17 protein-coding genes are annotated in these 17607 nt (G+C 64.5%); 10 read left to right on the forward strand and 7 right to left on the reverse strand.

The annotated features are described in order from the left end of the window. Nucleotides 1-39: 39 nt before the first annotated feature. On the reverse strand, nt 40-1254 hold the full coding sequence (locus FOY51_RS00715; RefSeq protein ID WP_149428295.1) for an acetyl-CoA C-acetyltransferase: 1215 nt from the start codon (nt 1252-1254) through the stop codon (nt 40-42). Nucleotides 1255-1528: 274 nt separating this feature from the next. Next, nucleotides 1529-3586 (reverse strand): DNA polymerase III subunits gamma/tau, encoded by a 2058-nt coding sequence (locus FOY51_RS00720; RefSeq protein ID WP_149428296.1) that lies wholly within the window; start codon nt 3584-3586, stop codon nt 1529-1531. Between the two features lie 128 nt (nt 3587-3714). Here FOY51_RS00720 and FOY51_RS00725 point away from each other — a divergent pair, with 128 nt between their 5' ends. The 5 genes from FOY51_RS00725 to FOY51_RS00745 all read left to right on the forward strand — a co-directional run bounded on the left by FOY51_RS00725 (nt 3715) and on the right by FOY51_RS00745 (nt 7401). Beyond that, nucleotides 3715-4119, forward strand: a complete 405-nt coding sequence (locus FOY51_RS00725) for an SAV_915 family protein (protein WP_149428297.1) — start codon at nt 3715-3717, stop codon at nt 4117-4119. Continuing rightward, on the forward strand, nt 4112-4408 hold the full coding sequence (locus FOY51_RS00730) for a DUF6317 family protein (protein WP_149428298.1): 297 nt from the start codon (nt 4112-4114) through the stop codon (nt 4406-4408). Before FOY51_RS00725 ends, FOY51_RS00730 begins: the two co-directional genes overlap by 8 nt. Then, nucleotides 4405-5736 (forward strand): hypothetical protein, encoded by a 1332-nt coding sequence (locus FOY51_RS00735; RefSeq protein WP_149428299.1) that lies wholly within the window; start codon nt 4405-4407, stop codon nt 5734-5736. The genes FOY51_RS00730 and FOY51_RS00735 overlap by 4 nt, the downstream gene beginning before the upstream one ends. 161 nt (nt 5737-5897) lie before the next feature. Then, on the forward strand, nt 5898-6326 hold the full coding sequence (locus FOY51_RS00740; protein WP_149428300.1) for a hypothetical protein: 429 nt from the start codon (nt 5898-5900) through the stop codon (nt 6324-6326). A 169-nt stretch (nt 6327-6495) separates the two neighbouring features. Beyond that, on the forward strand, nt 6496-7401 hold the full coding sequence (locus FOY51_RS00745; protein ID WP_149428301.1) for a mechanosensitive ion channel family protein: 906 nt from the start codon (nt 6496-6498) through the stop codon (nt 7399-7401). Here FOY51_RS00745 and FOY51_RS00750 read toward each other — a convergent pair. After that, the gene (locus tag FOY51_RS00750) at nt 7398-7808 is read right to left on the reverse strand and encodes a hypothetical protein (RefSeq protein WP_149428302.1); all 411 of its coding nucleotides are present in this window, start codon (nt 7806-7808) and stop codon (nt 7398-7400) included. The genes FOY51_RS00745 and FOY51_RS00750 overlap by 4 nt on opposite strands. 131 nt (nt 7809-7939) lie before the next feature. On the opposite strand from FOY51_RS00750, the gene FOY51_RS00755 reads away from it, so the two are divergent. Next, nucleotides 7940-9322 carry a lipase family protein gene (locus tag FOY51_RS00755; RefSeq protein ID WP_149428303.1) on the forward strand — a complete coding sequence of 461 codons (1383 nt, stop codon included), beginning with the start codon at nt 7940-7942 and terminating at the stop codon, nt 9320-9322. Here FOY51_RS00755 and FOY51_RS00760 read toward each other — a convergent pair. Next, entirely contained in the window at nt 9319-10200 is an 882-nt protein-coding gene (locus tag FOY51_RS00760; RefSeq protein WP_149428304.1) for a DMT family transporter, read from the reverse strand. The two genes, FOY51_RS00755 and FOY51_RS00760, sit on opposite strands and share 4 nt — an antisense overlap. A 190-nt stretch (nt 10201-10390) precedes the next feature. Here FOY51_RS00760 and FOY51_RS00765 point away from each other — a divergent pair, with 190 nt between their 5' ends. The 4 genes from FOY51_RS00765 to FOY51_RS00780 all read left to right on the forward strand — a co-directional run bounded on the left by FOY51_RS00765 (nt 10391) and on the right by FOY51_RS00780 (nt 15440). Further along, nucleotides 10391-11665, forward strand: a complete 1275-nt coding sequence (locus tag FOY51_RS00765) for an ammonium transporter (RefSeq protein WP_187776120.1) — start codon at nt 10391-10393, stop codon at nt 11663-11665. A gap of 119 nt (nt 11666-11784) precedes the next feature. After that, nucleotides 11785-13968 carry an MMPL family transporter gene (locus FOY51_RS00770; protein ID WP_353961347.1) on the forward strand — a complete coding sequence of 728 codons (2184 nt, stop codon included), beginning with the start codon at nt 11785-11787 and terminating at the stop codon, nt 13966-13968. A gap of 38 nt (nt 13969-14006) precedes the next feature. After that, the gene (locus tag FOY51_RS00775) at nt 14007-14636 is read left to right on the forward strand and encodes a TetR/AcrR family transcriptional regulator (RefSeq protein ID WP_235916014.1); all 630 of its coding nucleotides are present in this window, start codon (nt 14007-14009) and stop codon (nt 14634-14636) included. A gap of 9 nt (nt 14637-14645) precedes the next feature. After that, a complete protein-coding gene (locus FOY51_RS00780) occupies nt 14646-15440 on the forward strand; it encodes a thioesterase family protein (RefSeq protein WP_149428308.1) in 795 nt (264 codons plus the stop codon). 23 nt (nt 15441-15463) lie between these two features. Here the strand turns inward: FOY51_RS00780 and FOY51_RS00785 are convergent, their stop codons facing one another. The 3 genes from FOY51_RS00785 to FOY51_RS00790 are packed head-to-tail and all read right to left on the reverse strand — an operon-like array spanning nt 15464 to nt 17540. Further along, the gene (locus FOY51_RS00785; RefSeq protein WP_149428309.1) at nt 15464-16045 is read right to left on the reverse strand and encodes an HhH-GPD-type base excision DNA repair protein; all 582 of its coding nucleotides are present in this window, start codon (nt 16043-16045) and stop codon (nt 15464-15466) included. A 27-nt stretch (nt 16046-16072) separates the two neighbouring features. Beyond that, the gene (locus FOY51_RS27055) at nt 16073-16234 is read right to left on the reverse strand and encodes a hypothetical protein (RefSeq protein WP_187776121.1); all 162 of its coding nucleotides are present in this window, start codon (nt 16232-16234) and stop codon (nt 16073-16075) included. A gap of 22 nt (nt 16235-16256) precedes the next feature. Beyond that, a complete protein-coding gene (locus FOY51_RS00790; protein ID WP_149428310.1) occupies nt 16257-17540 on the reverse strand; it encodes an aspartate aminotransferase type Ic in 1284 nt (427 codons plus the stop codon). Nucleotides 17541-17607 lie beyond the last annotated feature (67 nt).

Genomic DNA, 17607 nt, shown 5'->3' on the forward strand with positions numbered 1-17607 from the left:
TCTCCTGGTTTGATGCTCGGATGAATTCGGTCGGATCGGTTAGACGCGCTCGATGATGGTGGCAACGCCCATGCCGCCACCGATGCAGAGGGTGATCAGCGCGTAGCGGGCATCGCGACGCTCGAGCTCGTCGACCATGGTGCCGGTGATCATCGCGCCGGTGGCGCCGAGCGGGTGGCCCATCGCGATGGCGCCGCCGTTGACGTTGAGCTTCTCGTCGGGAACCTGCAGATCCTTCTGGAACTTCAGCACGACGGACGCGAACGCCTCGTTGATCTCGACCAGATCCATGTCGGCGATGGTCAGACCCGCCTTGGCGAGAACCTTCTTTGCGGCCGGTGTGGGGCCGGTGAGCATGATGGTGGCGTCGGCACCGCTGGTGGCGGTCGCGACGACGCGAGCCTTCGCGGTCAGGCCGCTGGCTTTGCCCGCCTCTTCCGAGCCGATCAGCAGCAGTGCAGCACCGTCGACGATGCCCGAGCTGTTGCCACCGTGGTGGACGTGGTTGATCTTCTCGACCTGGTGGAACTTCTGCAGCGCCACGGCGTCGAAGCCACCCATCTCACCGAGCGCGGCGAAGGACGGGTTGAGCTTGGCAAGGTCCTCGAGCTTGGTACCCGGACGCATGTGCTCGTCGTTGTCGAGGATGGTCAGCCCGTTCTGGTCCTTGACCGGAACGATGGACTTGGCGAAGTAGCCGCCCGATGTTGCCTTGGCAGCGAGATCCTGCGAGCGAACGGCGTAGTTGTCGACGTCCTCACGGCTGAAACCCTCGATGGTGGCGATCAGGTCGGCGGAGACGCCCTGCGGAACGAAGTAGGTGTTGTAGGCGGTGTCCGGGTCCATCGCCCAGGCACCACCGTCGGAGCCCATCGGGACACGGGACATGGACTCGACGCCACCGGCGATGACCAGGTCGTCGAAGCCGGAACGAACTTTCTGCGCTGCTAGGTTCACGGCCTCCAGGCCGGATGCGCAGAAACGGTTGAGCTGGAATCCGCCGACCGTGTCCGGCAGTCCTGCTGCCAGCACGGCGGTACGCGCGATGTCGGCACCCTGATCGCCGACCGGGGACACCACACCGAGGATGAGGTCGGACAACCGGTCCTCGTCGAGGTCAGGGAAACGCACGCGCAGCTCGTCGACCAGACCGGTGACCAGCGAGATCGGCTTGACCGAGTGCAGCGACCCGGTCTTCTTGCCCCGACCACGCGGAGTGCGAATCGCCTCGTAGATGAACGCCTCTGTCGTCACTGTGACAACTTCCTTCCTAATGTGCGCGTCTGCGTCAACAGACTGCGCGCTCGTTCGTACCGTTTCGAACGCTCGCCGGGCGACGTTTGCCCGGTCCGAGAATCAGCCACAGCTCACCGCGCCTGATGCGGCGAGTCCAACACCAGTCATGATGCTGTGTAAACGTCGACCTCGGCATATGAGCACGCCTCGGCCCACCCACCATAGAACCTACCCCCACCCAGCCGAAAGGGGGGCATCAAATTTTCCGCTATTCGCGCGAATCGTCGTTAACTTATTGCTGCGACTCGTCTATCTTCTTCGCCCCGAGCTCGCTCTGTAGCAGCTCGAGCGCGACGTCGTCCGGATCGCGGCGTTCACCTGGCGGCACCGGCTCCGCGGCGTCGGCCAACATCTCCTCTTCGTCCTGCGCAGTGGTGACGGGTGCGGCGTCGGGATCTGGCGGCCCTGGGTCGTCCGGATAGTCGGGTGCCTCCGGTGGCGGAACATCGTCGGCCTGAGAATCCCGTGCGCGTGCCGGTGGCTGCTCGACGCGACCTTTGCTCGGACGCGAGAACCGCGGCGGACCGTCCGTCGATTTCTGCTGCTGCTGACGAGCCGGCTTCGGCGGCGGGGCGGGCGCTGCGGCGCCGGTGTCGCACTGCACGTCCCAGTCGACGCCGAAGAGATCCTTCAAAGCGTCGCGGATGACCTCGGCATTGCGCGGTTCGACGAGCCGTTTGGCCAGCGGCGCCGATTCGTGTGCCAGCACGATCGTGTTGTCTCGCACCGCAGCCACCGATGCGCCGGACAGCATCACCTCAACCGTACGACTGCGTTCACGCACCTTCGACCGAACCTCCGACCACACGGCGCGTACTGCTGCGGCATCGGGCTGGCCGGGGTCGGCGGGCTCGGGTTCTGGTGTAGCTGCGACGGGCTCCGCTTCCGGCTGAGCAAGGGGTCCCCTGACATCGTCTGGCGTGGGTGGGGTGTCCCGGACTCGCGCTGGTTCGACGGGAACAACAGGTTCGACGGGTGCTGTGGGTGCTGCGGGTGGAACAGGGGCAGCCTGCTCGACCTTTGGCTCCGGGCGCCGAATCGAGCGGACCGCAGCTTCACGAGCCGACTGACTCGCGACCTGCTTGGGCGCCTCGACGTGCACCGCGGCGGCCTCCTGCTCCCCCGCCGGACGCGTCACGTCGAGTCGACGCTCGATCCGTTCGATCCGCTGCAGCGCCGCCGACTCGGCATCCGATGCCGACGGCAGGAGCATGCGGGCGCACATCACTTCGAGCAACAACCGCGGAGCTGTCGCACCGCGCATTTCGCCCAAGCCCTCGTGCACCAGTTCGGCGTAGCGGGCCAGCGTTGCAGGCCCGATCCGCTCTGCCTCGTCGCGCATCCGCTCCAGGACGTCGCCCGGCGCTTCGACCATTCCGCGCTCACCGGCATCGGGAATCGCGCGTAACAGAATGAGATCCCGGAAGCGTTCGAGCAGGTCGACGGCGAAGCGGCGCGGATCGTGGCCTGCCTCCATCACCTTCTCGACGGTGCCGAACAGGGCTGCGCCGTCGCTGACGGCGAGAGCGTCCACAGCCTCGTCGATCAGCGCGATATCGGTGACGCCCAGCAGTGCAAGCGCTCGCGGGTAGGTGACGCCCTCACTGCCCGCACCGGCGAGCAACTGGTCGAGGACGCTGAGCGAGTCGCGCGGCGATCCCCCACCGGCGCGAATCACCAAGGGGTACACCGCGTCGTCGACGGTGACGCTCTCCTGCGCGCAGATGCGTTCCAGCAAGCCGCGCATCACCGTCGGCGCCAGCAGACGGAACGGGTAATGGTGGGTGCGAGAGCGAATCGTCGCGAGCACCTTGTCCGGCTCAGTGGTTGCGAACACGAAGATCAAGTGCTCGGGCGGCTCCTCGACGATCTTGAGCAGCGCGTTGAAGCCCGCGGTGGTGACCATGTGGGCCTCGTCCACGATGAACACGCGGTAGCGCGACTCGGCAGGCGCGTAGAAAGCGCGATCCCGCAGCTCGCGGGTGTCGTCGACGCCGCCGTGACTGGCCGCGTCGAGTTCGATCACGTCCAGGTTGCCGGGCCCACCGGGCGCCAGCGCGACGCACGATCCGCACACACCGCACGGCGTCGACGTCGGCCCCTGCTCACAGTTGAGTGAGCGCGCCAGGATGCGAGCCGACGACGTCTTACCGCAGCCGCGCGGCCCGGAAAACAGGTAAGCGTGATTGATGCGACCAGCATCGAGTGCAGTGCTGAGCGGCTCGGTGACGTGCTCCTGCCCAACCACCTCCGCAAAGGTCGCCGGGCGATACTTCCGGTACAGGGCCACTGGGCGAGGGTACCGGCGAGGGGAGACATGGTGTGACCCGACCGAACCACACGAAACCTGTCGCTCCGAGTTGCCGTTGTTAGAGTGCAGTACTGCCATGGCGGGGGCCGTGGCGAGGGGGGATCGATATGCAAGTCGAGTCATGGTTGGAGCCGACCTTCGGTGCGCGACCGCGGGCGAGCGAACGCGCCGATCGTCGCGAGCAGAGCGGGCAGCGTCTGGACGGGCTGCCGGACTTCGTTGTCGTCCCCGCCCATCCGGCGATCGACAAACCGGGGGGCGCCATCGAAATCGAACTGTTCACGACCAGGTCTGGTACCGAAGTCATCGCCGTCGCGTTCTCTGACGTCCGCCTCCTCGTGGAGCGACTGGGTGACGCACAGCCATGGATCGGACTCGCATCTATCAACTTCCAGCGTTCCGTCATTCGAGCCGGCATCGCAGGCATCGTTTTGGACCCGGTCGACAATCTGTTGCGTAAGCGGTGGTCGGATTCCGCTGTTCGCTCACTTTCGGAGGCGCTCAATGGCTGACTTCAAAGTTGTTCTCGACGATCTGAAGCTCATGGCAAACGACTTCGACCAGAACTCCGAGGTCTACCGAGGACTCGCCAGGCAGGTCTCTCCGCCGGCCGCTGATACTGGCAACGGCGACGTCAATGCTGTGCTCCGCTCGATTACGGAGGCTTTCGCCGTGCTGCACGAGAAGTTGGCGACCTCAATACAAAACCACGCAGACAAGTTGTACGACGCGCACGACTCCTACCAGGACCGCGAAATAGACAACCGCTTCCTGTTCGACGAGATCGTGGAAGACCTATGAGTACCAGTTGGGTCGGTGGCGACATTGTCGGCTTGCAGGCCATGGCGCTGACGATGTCCGGAGCGCCGGAAAAGATGAAAGACATCGTTCGGATCCTCGGCGCACGATCGGACAAGCTTGCGGCGGACGCCGGATGGAGCGGTGGCGCCGCCGACGAGTTTCGCAAGAAATGGTCGATGAACTCGATTCAAGTCGGCGCACTCGCGGAATCTGTTGCTGCGGTCGGGGCGATCGTCGGCACGCTCGGCAACAACCTCGCCGAGGTCGAGGCCAACCTGTACAACGCTGCGGACGCGGCTCGAAGCAACGGCGTCCCGATCGGACCACGCGGTGAACCGTTGCCGATCGTCACGTCGGGAACACCAGGCGACTCCGCTGCGGCTACCCTTCGCGAGGAACAAGCGAAGTACGTTGCGATCTACAACGAAGCAATGCACCTCGCAGATGGGCTTCGCCTCAAGGCCGGTGACGATTTGTCGGCCGTGTTCGGCAAGATCGACTCGCATCCCGACAACGACGAGGGTCCGTCGGTCGACAAATGGACGACTGTCGGTTCATACATCACAGGCCTCTACTCGGTTCCCGCCAACGAGAACTTGAAGGCAGAGGGCACGCTGCCCGCTTCGATCGACGACGCCGAGAACACTTTCCGCGACGCCCGCCGACATCTCGACGCGGCGAAAGCAGACTACGCAGAAAGAGGCATGCGGCTGCCTGCTGCCAACGACGCGCGGCTAGCGCACATCGCTGCGCACCAGAATCTCGTGAATCTGCGTGAATCGCTCGCCGCTGCCGAGGCCGGAAAAGGTGAGGGCCCCGGCGCCCGGTTGTTCGCAACGAAGTTCGACGATCTGTTGACCAAATCCCCAACCGGAGCGATGTACTCGGCCGCTATGCCCGAGTCGCTGAAATTCATGAAGGAGATACCGGTACTGGACGTGGTCGCCTCGGCGGTCGGTGCAGAATTTCAGTCACACGATGACATGGAAAAAGGCTGGTCGCCGGAGCATGCGCGAGCGGCGAACTATTCGTCCGGCGCCGTCGGCGTCATTACCGGTGCGGCAATCGGTGCAGAAGCCGCGACTGGTTTGACCGAGGGAGGCCCGGTGCTACTTCCCGCTGCGGGAGCCGGACTTGCCGCCGTTTACGTCGGCGAGTTTTCGAATGCACTCTGGCACGAGCATTGGCAGCAAGACCTGGGGGAGCATGGCGGGACGCAAGGGATAGTTGCCGGCGTGGGCAATGCAACGGCAACCGCCGGCAAGAATAGTTTGGAAACAATCACCGACGTGGGCAAAGCCATTTGGGGAGCGATGACTAAAAAATGAACTCTCAAGGCTTTACGTCAGTCGAGGGTCCACCCATTCCGAGCCTTCGTGGGCTTGGTACAAATTGGTATCGGCGCGGCGTCCGCTACTGGCTTCGCCGTTCGGTCACCATCGCAGTGTTTGTCTTCATCTTGGCAATCGCAACTCTTTTTGTCGTAGGCGTGTTCGGCGCGATTCTGCAGATTCCGAATCTGTGGCTTCGCGTCATCTTGTTCGTTCTCGCCACTGCTGCTGTCACGCTCAGCCTGATTCGCGGGCTTCGCGCATTCAATGCGGTACGAACAGCCCAGAACGGCGGAATTCACCTTCCGTTGAGTGCTGCCTACAAGTCGAGCTCGGTGTTCGCGAAGTCGGCAACCCCTGGCCGCTCCAAGGCGTTGATCGGTGCCGGCGCGGCAGCTGGCGCCGGTGCAGCGGCTGGCAACGACGCGTTGGGCGCCCTTCTCGCTGTCGCCGCCGTCTTCATCTACGGCGACCTTCTCGCAGCCCTGTTGGTGGTGTGCTTGAAGTACACGCCTCGCGAATTCCCCGCCGTTCTTGCCGTCGAAAAGTGGAAGGCGGAACACCCGAACTGGGTCGACGACCGCTGAAACCGCACTTCGCTCACCTATTACCCACTTCGCGCACCCTATCGGGTGGGCGAAGTGCCGACAAGGTCCGCGAGGTGCGACGAAAACCCCTGCTGGGCAGCGCTATTCGTAGAAACTGCAGGTCATCGGCGGTGGCATCACCGCACCACCGATCCGTACCCTCGGGCACGTGTCACCTGAACTACGCGCCTTCGAACTGACCGAAACCAACCGCGACTGGCTGATCCACCGGCCGATCGAGATCGCCGCCTACATCGTCCTCGCGCTCGTCCTGCGCTTTCTTGCTCATCGCGCGATCGATCGGATGACCAAGCCCCGACCGGGCGGGCCGTCGCTGGTCAAGCCCCTCCGCGAGCGCACCCCACCGCAGGTGAAGGGTGCCTTGCTCAACGAACGACGGCTGCAACGGGCAGGCACGATCGGCTCCGTCCTCAAGTCCACAGTCTCGGTCGCCGTGCTGGTCTGGTGTGTGCTCCAGATTCTGTCGGCGATCGGAATGGACGTTCGACCGTTCCTGGCCTCGGCGGGCATCGCCGGTGTCGCGATCGGTTTCGGCGCCCAGAACCTGGTGCGGGATTTCCTGTCCGGCATCTTCATGCTGCTCGAAGATCAGTACGGCGTCGGCGATGTGGTCGACCTCGGCGAAGCCACCGGCACCATCGAAACCGTCGGCCTCCGTGTCACCACACTGCGCGACGTCAGCGGGACGCTCTGGTACTGCCGCAACGGCGAGATCGTCCGCGTGGGCAACATGTCGCAGGGCTATGCCGTCGCCGTGCTCGATCTCCCCATCGCCCGTACCGCCGATATCGACAAGGCCTGCGCCGTCGCATCCCGGACGGCAACCAGGGCCGTCGACGATCTCGCGAGCGACGTGCTGGAACCGCCCGAGATGTTGGGCGTGCAGAACGTCAGCGCCGATGGCGTCGTCCTACGTCTGACCGTCAAGGTGAAGCCCGCACGGCAGTGGGCGGTGCAACGATCACTGCATCACGCCGTGCTCGACGCCTTTGCCGCAGAAGGCATTCAGGCGCCGTACCCCGTCGGCCGGCTCTACGCGGACAGCACGAGTTAGGCCGCCACTTTCGCCTGCTCCTTGAACGCGGCCTTCACGTCACGATCGACCATCAGGGCGAACGTCGAGCCCAACGCAAGGTTGAGGAGCAGGCTCGGCCACGCGTGCATCTGCAGTGCCGACGACATGCCGCCGAGACTCAGTGCGCCGAGAACCATCACCACGATGCGCGCCCATTTTCCGCGCTGCGGCAGCACGAGCACCGCGGGAATCGCGATGGCCGCCTGCACCAGTGTCACTGCCAGCAGCACCATCACCACCGAGTCCGCGGACGACAACAACGCCACGCCTGCACCGATCAAACTGATCGCGGTCCCAACAAACCAGATCCAGCGTGTGTACGTGATGTAGCGCTCCACTTTGGCCTGGTCGATCGGCCGATCGTCGGCCGCAATTGCTCGTCTCATGTCGCTCCCCCGTCAGTGCTCTCACCAGTGTTCGACGCAGCCGAGCGCAGAACGGTTCCATTTCGCGAAAAGTGCTCCACCGCACCGACAACGTCCTTAGATTCGAGCCAGCGCGAACATGGGGGTTCGAAATGTCGCTACGCCGGTACGTGTGCGTGTGTGCAACGGTCGCCCTGCTGGTCGGTGCACCTGGAACAGCGTTTGCGCAGCCCGCGCCGCCACCGGAACCTCCGCAGTACCAAGCGATTCCACCGCAGATTCCGCAGGCGATCGATGCGGCGATCCCACCGCCACCTCCCGACGCAGACACATCTATGCCCATCGTCGACGCGGCGCGACTGGACCCCCAGATCGCTCGCCTGCGGGCATCGGTGCTGCCGTCACCCACCGGCGACAGTTTCTTCGACATTTGGCCGTCGAACCTGGGCACGCTGACGCCGGGCGACATCATCACCGAACGCGATGTGACGGCCGCCGCGGCGATCCTGGTAACTGCGCCGGTCACCCGCATACGACAAGTCAAGTTCCGTACCGACGACGTCGGTGGCAACCCGATGATCGGCACCGCAACGCTGATCGAGCCGACTACCCCCTGGCGCGGCGGTGGCCCGCGCCCGATTCTGGTCAACAACTTGCCCATCGATTCGCTGGGCGAGGCGTGCACGCCCAGCTACTCCCTTGCACACGGTTTTAACATCGCGACCAATCCCACCGATTTGTTGCCGCCCACAACGCAATTGGCCGCAGCCAACGGCTATGCGGTGCTGATTCCCGACCATGAGGGACCGCGGATGGCGTACGCCGAACCGGTGGTCGCCGCGCACGTTGTGCTCGACTCGATAAGAGCTGTCGCCCGCGTGGAGCCGGCGCTCTACGGCAAGAGTCGGGTGGCGATGTCCGGCTACTCCGGCGGCGCGATCGCTACGGCAGGCGCCGCGAAACTCGTTGCCACATATGCCCCGGAACTGCAGCCGCGGCTGGTCGGGGTCGCCATCGGTGGTGTTCCCGCCGACTTCCACATGCTGATCGGCAGCATGAACGCGAACCTCGCGACAGGGCTGCTGCACGCGGCAACCCTGGGAGTCGCACGCGAGCGCACCGAGATGCTGCCGATGATGAACAACGCCGCGCGCTGGCTGGCGTCGTCACCGCTGAAGAACGGTTGCACGATTCCGCTTGCCGCGATGGGCGGCACGTTCATGCCCATGCAGTTGATGGCGAACGATCCCGATCCGTTCCACTCGCCCGTCGCCGAGCACGTTTTCGCTGCGACCAAACTTGCGGACAAGAAGGTGGGAACGCCGATCTACATCTACAACGGCGCCCAAGAGTTCTGGGTACCCGCGGCCGGTGCCCGCAACCTCTACAACGAGCAATGCGCGCTCGGCGCCAACGCCGCGTACCGCGAAGTGCTCGGCGAACACGGCATCGCCGCTCTCACCGGACTCCCCGAGGCACTCACCTGGCTGGATCAACGATTACACGGCCAGCCCGCCCCCAACGAGTGCGGCTAACGACGTCGCGACAGCGCAACGCCGATCAGGCAGATCGCACCACCGACGAAAGCCAGCGCGGGCGGAACCTCGTCGAGCAACACCCACGCCATCAGCGCCGCGAGGGGCGGAGCCAGATAGGTGCTCACCCCCAACTTCCCCGCGTTCATCCGTGCCAACGCATAAGCCCAGGTGCCGAAGGCGAGTGCGGTGGGGACCGCACCCAGGTAGATCAGCCCGGCGACGGGAATGGCCGCCGCGTCGTCGACCTCCGTGACCAACTGCGGCAACGCAGGTAGACAGGCGACACCGCCGATCGTGCAGGCAATCCACGTCACCTGCAGGGCGGGAAGCCTGCCAAGCACCGGCTTCTGCGCCAACACGCCTATGGCGTAGGTCAACGCCGCGAGCAGGCACAGCACAACGCCCACCAGGTCGGCGTTGTCGGTGTTCGCCGTCGACGCACCGATCGTCACAGCTCCGACAAACGCCACGGCAACCCCGATCACCAACCATTTCGGGAAGCCTTCTCCGAGGAACAGCCCGGCGAAAACGGCGATCAGGATCGGACCGATATTGACCAACATGGCCGACGTACCAGCATCGATCCGCTGTTCCGCAGCGTTGAGCGCCACGTTGTAGACGGCGAACCAGGCCAATCCGCAGACCGCGAGCAGCGCCCACTCCCGTCTGGTCGGTGCTACCCACCTGCCTTTCAACACCAACGCCGCGCCCAGCAGCACACTCCCGACGATCAGCCGTCCGGCCGCCAGCGGCGCCGCCGAGAAACTCTCCCCCACCCACCTGATCGCAACGAACGCCGACGCCCAGGCCAGCACCGTCGTCGACACCGCTGCCAGCGCCCGCCAATCGGTCCCCACCCGTACACCGGTCGTCATTCTCGGCAGCCTACGGTCGTGCACCGACATCCCGACAACCACTTTTCGGCCTGGATCTTCGTGAGATTCCAGTAACGCGGCGGAAACACGAAACAAATCCGAAACACAAGCGCATAGCAGTAGAAACGGAGTGCGGACATTCTCGTCCGAGCACCCCCAAGCCCCCGCCGGGGCCAAGAAGGAGCCCGACGTGCCTCACGCGATCGATCCCGCAGCCACTGCTTGGCTGCTCGCGAGTACCGCTCTCGTCCTGCTGATGACTCCCGGTCTGGCCATTTTCTACGGCGGCATGGTCCGGTCCACCGGTGTCCTCAACATGATCATGATGAGCTTCATCTCGATCCCATTGGTCACCATCACCTGGCTCCTCGCCGGCTACAGCCTGGCGTTCACCGAGGGCTCCGGCGTGATCGGCGGGCTGAGCCACTTCGGCATGGCGGGCATCGACCCGAACACCGCACACGGCTCGGTACCCGAGATGCTCTTCGCGACCTTCCAATTGACGTTTGCGATCATCACTGCCGCCCTGATCAGCGGTGCCATCGCCGACCGCGCCAAGTTCTCCGCGTGGATGGTCTTCGTTCCGCTGTGGGCGTTGGTGGTCTACGCACCGGTCGCGCACTGGGTCTGGGGACCGGGCGGCTGGCTCGCCGATATGGGCGTCCTCGACTACGCGGGCGGCCTGGTCGTCGAAATCGTCTCCGGCGCATCGGCTCTCGCGCTCGCATTGGTGCTCGGGCCGCGTCTCGGCTTCAAGAACGACGTGATGCGCCCCCACAACCTGCCGTTCGTTCTCCTCGGTGTCGGACTGCTGTGGTTCGGTTGGTTCGGCTTCAACGCGGGATCGGCGCTCGCGGCGGACGGCAAGGCGTCAGCGATCTTCCTCAACACCCTGATCGCCGGCTGCCTGGGCATGCTCGGCTGGTTGGTGGTGGAGCAGGTGCGCGACGGACGGCCGACCACTTTCGGTGCGGCCTCCGGAGTCGTCGCAGGCTTGGTCGCGATCACGCCGTCGTGTGGCACCGTCAACATTCTCGGCGCGCTGGTGGTCGGGTTGCTGGCAGGCCTGGTCTGCTCGTTCGCGATCGGCTGGAAGTTCCGGTTCGGCTACGACGACTCGCTCGACGTGGTCGGCGTGCACTTCGTCGGCGGCGTGGTGGGGACGCTGTTGATCGGGTTCTTTGCGGCCGACATCATGACCGGCGGACCGCAGGGCCTGTTCTACGGCGGCGGATTGGGCCAGCTCGGCAAGCAGTTGGTGGCGGTTCCCGTGGTTGCCGGCTATGCATTCGGCGTCTCGTTCCTGCTGGGCAAGCTCATCGACAAGACCATCGGATTCCGCGTCACCGCTGAGGACGAGACCGCGGGCATCGACTTCGCCCAACACGCCGAGACCGCGTACTCCGAAGGTGTGCACGGACATTCGCCGAAACGCCCGGGGCAGCCCGGCTTCGGACTGCACTGAAACAGGGGCTTGCGCCAGCTAAGGTAACGTCGTTACGATAACGGCGTTACTCAAGCCATCGGGGGCCCGGAATGCTGCTACGTATCGCTCGATTCGCTGTCGGTCACCCTCGGGCGATCTTGGCCGCCACGCTCTTGCTTGCTGTAGTTTGCGGGATTTTCGGCGCACCGGTTGCGGGTCACCTCAAGGGCGGTGGGTTCGTCGCATCGGACGCCGAGTCGACGCGCGCGGACAACCTGCTCAACGACAAGTTCGGCGGCACCCAGCCGAACTTGATCTTCCTGGTCACAGCCCCGGACGGCGTCGCTAGCACGCAGGCGAAGGACGCGGGCGAGAGCGTCGTTGCGCTGTTGGAGTCGCGCGGCGACGTCGAAGGAATCCAGTCGTATTGGACCGTTCCGGATGGGCTCAAGGCCGGGTTCGCCAGCCGGGACAAGAAGAGCGGACTCGTCGTCGCCGTCGCGAAGGGCGACGACAGCGAGACCCAGAAGGTTGCGGCGTCGATCGCGGAATCGCTTCCCCATCCGAACGGCGTGATCATCAAGCAAGGCGGTGGTGCGGCGGCGATTTCGCAGATCAACGACCAGATCACCAAAGACCTGACGATCTCCGAGGCCGTCGCTGTTCCGATATCGGGCCTTGTGCTGATCGTGGTGTTCGGCAGTGTCATCGCCGCGGGCCTACCGCTCGCCATCGGCCTCTTCGCGATAGTCGCGACCCTCGCCATCCTGCGCGCATTGACGTTGGTGACGGACGTGTCGATCTTCGCGTTGAACATGACGACCGCTCTGGGGCTGGCGTTGGCGATCGACTACAGCCTGTTCATCGTCAGCCGGTTCCGCGAAGAATTGGGTAGAGGTCTCGACATCGAGGCTGCGGTGATCCGCACCGTGCAGACAGCCGGGCGAACGGTGCTCTTCTCGGCCATCACGGTCGCCCTGTCGCTCTCGGCGATGTTGGTCTTCCCGATGTTCTTCTTGAAGTCCTTCGCCTACGCCGGAGTCGCGGTCGTCGCGGCGGCTGCGCTCGCGTCCATTCTGGTGTTGCCCGCAATACTGATCCTGCTGGGAACCCGGATCAATTCGCTGGACCTACGCGCCCCGATTCGACGCATGCTCGGACGTCCGCCGCGCGTCGCCGTCGCTGCAGAAGCCCGCGGTTGGTATCGGATGGTCTCGTACGTCACGCGCCGCGCGGTTCCCATCGCGATCGCCGTCGTCATCTTCTTGCTCTTCCTGGGATCGCCGTTCCTGGGCGTGAAATTCGGCTATCCCGACGACCGCGTGATCCAAGCGTCGGTGGCGGAAAGCAGGCAAGTCGGCGACACGTTGCGTACCGACTTCGACCAGAACGCCGGTGGCGGAGTCTCCGTCGTCCTCCCGGACTTCCGGGGCGATCCGCGCACTGTCGCCGAGTACGGCGCCGCACTGTCCAAGGTGGACGACGTTGCCGCGGTGCTGTCCGGCTCAGGCGTGTTCGTGAAGGGTCAGCAAGTAGGACCCGCGATTCCCGGCATGAACAACCAATCCGGCGCGGCGCTACGAATCGCCACCCAGGTCGACCCGTTCTCCGACCGCGGATCCGACCAGTTGCGCGAGTTGCGCGACGTCGCGAAGCCTGGACCGGCATTGTTCACCGGTGCTGTCGCCCAGAACGACGACCTGCTGAGCGGGCTGGGCAACAAGTTGCCACTAGCAGGAATCCTCATCGCCGTCACCACGCTGGTCCTGCTCTTCCTGTTCACCGGAAGCGTTGTGCTGCCGCTGAAAGCGTTGGTGGTCAACACGTTGTCGTTGAGCGCGGCATTCGGGGCCATGGTGTGGATCTTCCAGGACGGGCATCTGTCCGGCCTGCTCGGTTTCACCTCGTCCGGGTACCTGGTCGCGAACATGCCGATCCTGATGTTCTGCCTCGCCTTCGGTCTGTCCATGGACTACGAGGTGTTTCTGTTGTCTCGCATCCGCGAGGAATGGTTGGCGTCGGACAGAACGACGAACGCCAACTCCCACGCGGTGGCGATGGGCCTGACCCGCACCGGCCCCATCGTCACCGCCGCCGCGATTCTGATGGCCATCGTGCTTGGTGGACTTGCGATTTCGAAGGTGTCGTTCATCCAACTGTTCGGTGTCGGACTCGCGATCACGGTGCTTGTCGACGCGACACTGATCCGCTGCCTGCTGGTGCCGTCGATCATGCGACTGATGGGGCGATTCAACTGGTGGGCACCGCGACCGCTTCGGTTGCTGCACGAGAAGATCGGGCTCGAAGAGGCACCCGACGACAGAGTCCCGGCGCGTACGTGATGGCTCGTCGTACCCGATCCGCACGCGGTTCCGGCGACGTGCTGAGGACCGAAATAGTCGATGCGGCAAAGGGTTTGTTGGCCGACACCGGCAGCGAGGACGGCGTCTCCATCCGTGCGGTCGCCCACAAGGTCGGCGTGACAGCGCCGTCGATCTACCGCCACTTCGCGGACAAGCAGGCGCTGATCGACGCCGTCGTCGCCGACGTGTTCAGCCAGCTCGGTGACGAGATGCATTCCGTTGCAGCCGGTATCGACGCCCCGCTGGAACGACTGCGACAGCAAGGACTCGCCTACGTCCGGTTCGCCCGCGAGCATCCGGAGCAGTATCGGCTCGCCACCACGCAACCGTCGTCGGCAGCAATGGACGTCGATCATGTACTAGGCTCCGGCGCATTCACGGATTTCGCGCAGAGCATTCAGGACTGCATCGAGGCACAGATCTTCGTGGCCGGTGACCCGCTACCGATCGCGTTGGAATTCTGGGCGGCCGCGCACGGTGTTGCGTCACTGCAGATTTCCAAGCCGTTCCTGCCGTGGGGAAACCCGGACGACATTGCCGATCGAGTACTGCGGTCGGCCGCCGTCGGGCACGCCGTGACGGACAGACTCGGCGATCCGACGCCCGCACAGTTCGTCACATGGTTGGCGGGCATGGCACCGGGCTAGGGTCGATCCGTGGACGCCTTCTACCTTCCCGACCCGTCGAATCCGAACCGTTTCGAGTCGACCGAACTGACTCGCGGTCCCTGGTCCCCCGATGCGCAGCACGGCGGTCCGCCTGCAGGCCTGCTCGCCCATGCCATCGAACGCTGCGAACCGCGCGACGGTTTCCAGGTGGGTCGGGTATCGGTGGAGATTCTGGGCCCCGTTCCGCTTGCCCCGCTGACGGTCGAGGCAAAGGTGGCTCGGCCCGGACGCAACGTCGAGATGATCGAGGCACAGCTCAGCAGCGACCGTGGGCCGGTGATGAAGGCGACCGCTTGGCGGATACATCTCGCCGATCCGCCGCTCGAGCTACCCGACTCGATACTGCCGACCGGCACCCGCCCCGGACCGGAGTTGGCATCGGCCGATGTGAACTTCCCGACGACGCAGAAGGTCGGTTTCCATACCGCCATCGAATACCGGTTCGTCGAAGGTTCGTTCACCGAGCCGGGTCCGGCAGTGTGTTGGATTCGACTGAAGCATCCGATTGTCGCCGGCACCGATCCCAGCCCGCTGGAACGGACGATGGCGGCCGCTGACTCGTCGAGCGGCGTGAGCGCAACACTCGACTGGAACGAGTACATCTTCATCAATACCGATCTCACCGTCACGCTGCATCGTCATCCAGTCGGCGAATGGGTGTGCCTCGACGCGGTGACGTACCCGCAGCCACACGGAATCGGAATGACGGAAGCGGCGGTGTTCGATCAGCAGGGGCCGGTTGGCCGATCGACGCAGACGTTGTTGATCAATCGGCGAACATAGTCACGTCACGATCCGACCACGGGTCAGGGCTTGTCTGCTTTCGCTGCAGCCTTTGCTTGCTTCTTGAATTCCCGCACCTGCAGCAAAGATTCGCCGTCGACCACGTCGGCGATGGAACGTCGTGACCCGTCGTCGCCGTAGGCACCCGCGGCCTCACGCCAGCCGTCGGGTTGCACGCCGATCTGTTTACCCAGCAGCGCCAAGAAGATCCGCGCCTTCTGATCGCCGTAGCCGGGCAGCGCCTTGAGCCGCTTCAGCACCTCGCGCCCGTCGGGATCACCCTCGAGCCATATGGATTCGGTTCTGCCGTCGTACTTTTCGACGATGTATTGGCACAGCGACTGGATGCGCTTGCCCATCGAGCCAGGAAATCTGTGCACGGCAGGTGTTTTGGTGCAGAGCGCGAGGAATTCCTCCTCGTTCGCTTCGGCGATGCGATGGACGTCGAGGCCGTCCATGCGATCGGCGATCTTCTTCGGGCCGAGGAACGCGGTCTCCATCGGCACTTGCTGATCGAGCAGCATTCCGATCAGCAGTGCCAACGGGTCGTCGGCGAGCAGCTTGTCCGCCTCTTTTTCACCGACAAGGTTGAGTGTGAGCGCCATGGAAACAGCTTAGTTACAGGCTCGGTTTTACAAGCCCTGGCACTGCGCCGCGAGCAGACCGTTCTGCGCGACGCACCCACCCCACTCGCCGACGCCGCCGAACAGCGCGGGGATGAAGCCCCTCAGCGCATCCGGTAGCAGCGGAATCAGTGCCGGAATGAGGCCGATGACGTCGATGCCGAGGATCATGGGCTCATTGTGCGCTGGTTGGCTACTCCGCGAGCAGCTTTTCGCTGGCCGCAAGCAACACGCAGGTCGCGACGCCGTCCATGGCCTTGCCGAGGTCGTCGGTCGACGGGAAAGTCGGCGCGATGCGAATGTTCTGATCCTCAGGATCCTTGCCATACGGGAAGGCCGATCCGGCGGCGGTCAACGCGATACCCGCATCCTTCGCCAGGCCGATCACCCGAGCGGCAGTTCCCTCCAGCACGTCGAGGCTGATGAAGTAGCCGCCCTTCGGCTCTGTCCACGACGCCACCTTCGACGCGCCGAGCCGGTCTTCGAGGATCTGCAGAACGAGCGCGAATTTCGGTGCGATCAACTCACGATGCTTCGCCATGTGCGCGCGCACGCCGTCGGCGTTGCCGAAGAAGCGGACGTGCCGAAGCTGGTTGACCTTGTCGGGGCCGATGCTCTTCTGCGCGGCGTGGCCTTGATACCACTTCAGGTTCGCAGTCGAGCTGCCGAAGAAACTGACCCCCGCGCCGGCGAAGGTGATCTTCGACGTCGACGCGAAGACGAAGGGGCGGTTCGGGTTTCCCGCTTCCGCGGCCCAGCCGAGCACGTCGTGAATCGGCGCGGCCTGCTCCACGATGGGGTGCACGGCGTAGGCGTTGTCCCAGAAGATGCGGAAGTCGGCGGCGGCGGTCGGCATGGTGACCAAGGCCCGCGTCACCGCCTCGGAGTACACAGCGCCGGTGGGATTGGAGTAGTTGGGAACCGCCCACAAACCCTTGACCTGCGGATCTTTCGCCAGCTCCTCGATCGCGTGGACGTCCGGGCCCTCAGGTCCCATCGGAACCGCGATCATCTCGAAACCGAGGGCCTCGGTGATTGCGAAGTGCCGGTCGTAGCCGGGGCTGGGGCAGAGGAACTTCACCGGTTTGGCCGACCACGGCTGGTCCGAGTCGACGTTGCCGAACAGCACGGAGTAGACCAGCAGGTCGTGCATGATCTCGAGGCTCGCGTTGTTCGCGGCGAGGAGGTTGTCCACCGGAATACCCAGTAGCTCACCGAAAATGGCGCGCAGCTCGGGCAGGCCGGTCAGCCCGCCGTAGTTGCGGCAGTCGGTGCCGTTGGCGTCGCGAAAGTCGTCGGCGCCGGGCAGATCGAGCAGGCGGTTGGACAGATCGAGCTGCTCGGGCGAGGGCTTGCCGCGGGTGAGGTCGAGGGTCAGCTTCTCGGTCTTCAGTCGTCGATAGTTCTCGGACTGACGCTCATGTTCGGCGGTGAGCTCATCGTGGCTCATCAATCCGAGCTGAGTTTGACTTGGCATCCTTCGGCGGCCTTTCGACGGGAGTCTCGGGGAGAGACGTTACCCGGCGGCCTGCTGAACGCGACAT

Source organism: Antrihabitans cavernicola (assembly GCF_008297975.1).
In the GTDB taxonomy this organism is placed as follows: Bacteria; Actinomycetota; Actinomycetes; order Mycobacteriales; family Mycobacteriaceae; genus Antrihabitans; species Antrihabitans cavernicola.

What these genes read in the sequence shown, in the direction of transcription:
- FOY51_RS00725 (WP_149428297.1), top strand. Translation starts at nt 3,715, where the DNA reads ATGCAAGTCGAGTCATGGTTGGAGCCGACCTTCGGTGCGCGACCGCGG.
- FOY51_RS00730 (WP_149428298.1), top strand. Translation starts at nt 4,112, where the DNA reads ATGGCTGACTTCAAAGTTGTTCTCGACGATCTGAAGCTCATGGCAAAC.
- FOY51_RS00755 (WP_149428303.1), top strand. Translation starts at nt 7,940, where the DNA reads ATGTCGCTACGCCGGTACGTGTGCGTGTGTGCAACGGTCGCCCTGCTG.
- FOY51_RS00750 (WP_149428302.1), bottom strand. Translation starts at nt 7,808, where the DNA reads ATGAGACGAGCAATTGCGGCCGACGATCGGCCGATCGACCAGGCCAAA.
- FOY51_RS00790 (WP_149428310.1), bottom strand. Translation starts at nt 17,540, where the DNA reads ATGCCAAGTCAAACTCAGCTCGGATTGATGAGCCACGATGAGCTCACC.
- FOY51_RS27055 (WP_187776121.1), bottom strand. Translation starts at nt 16,234, where the DNA reads ATGATCCTCGGCATCGACGTCATCGGCCTCATTCCGGCACTGATTCCG.
- FOY51_RS00785 (WP_149428309.1), bottom strand. Translation starts at nt 16,045, where the DNA reads ATGGCGCTCACACTCAACCTTGTCGGTGAAAAAGAGGCGGACAAGCTG.
- FOY51_RS00760 (WP_149428304.1), bottom strand. Translation starts at nt 10,200, where the DNA reads ATGACGACCGGTGTACGGGTGGGGACCGATTGGCGGGCGCTGGCAGCG.
- FOY51_RS00735 (WP_149428299.1), top strand. Translation starts at nt 4,405, where the DNA reads ATGAGTACCAGTTGGGTCGGTGGCGACATTGTCGGCTTGCAGGCCATG.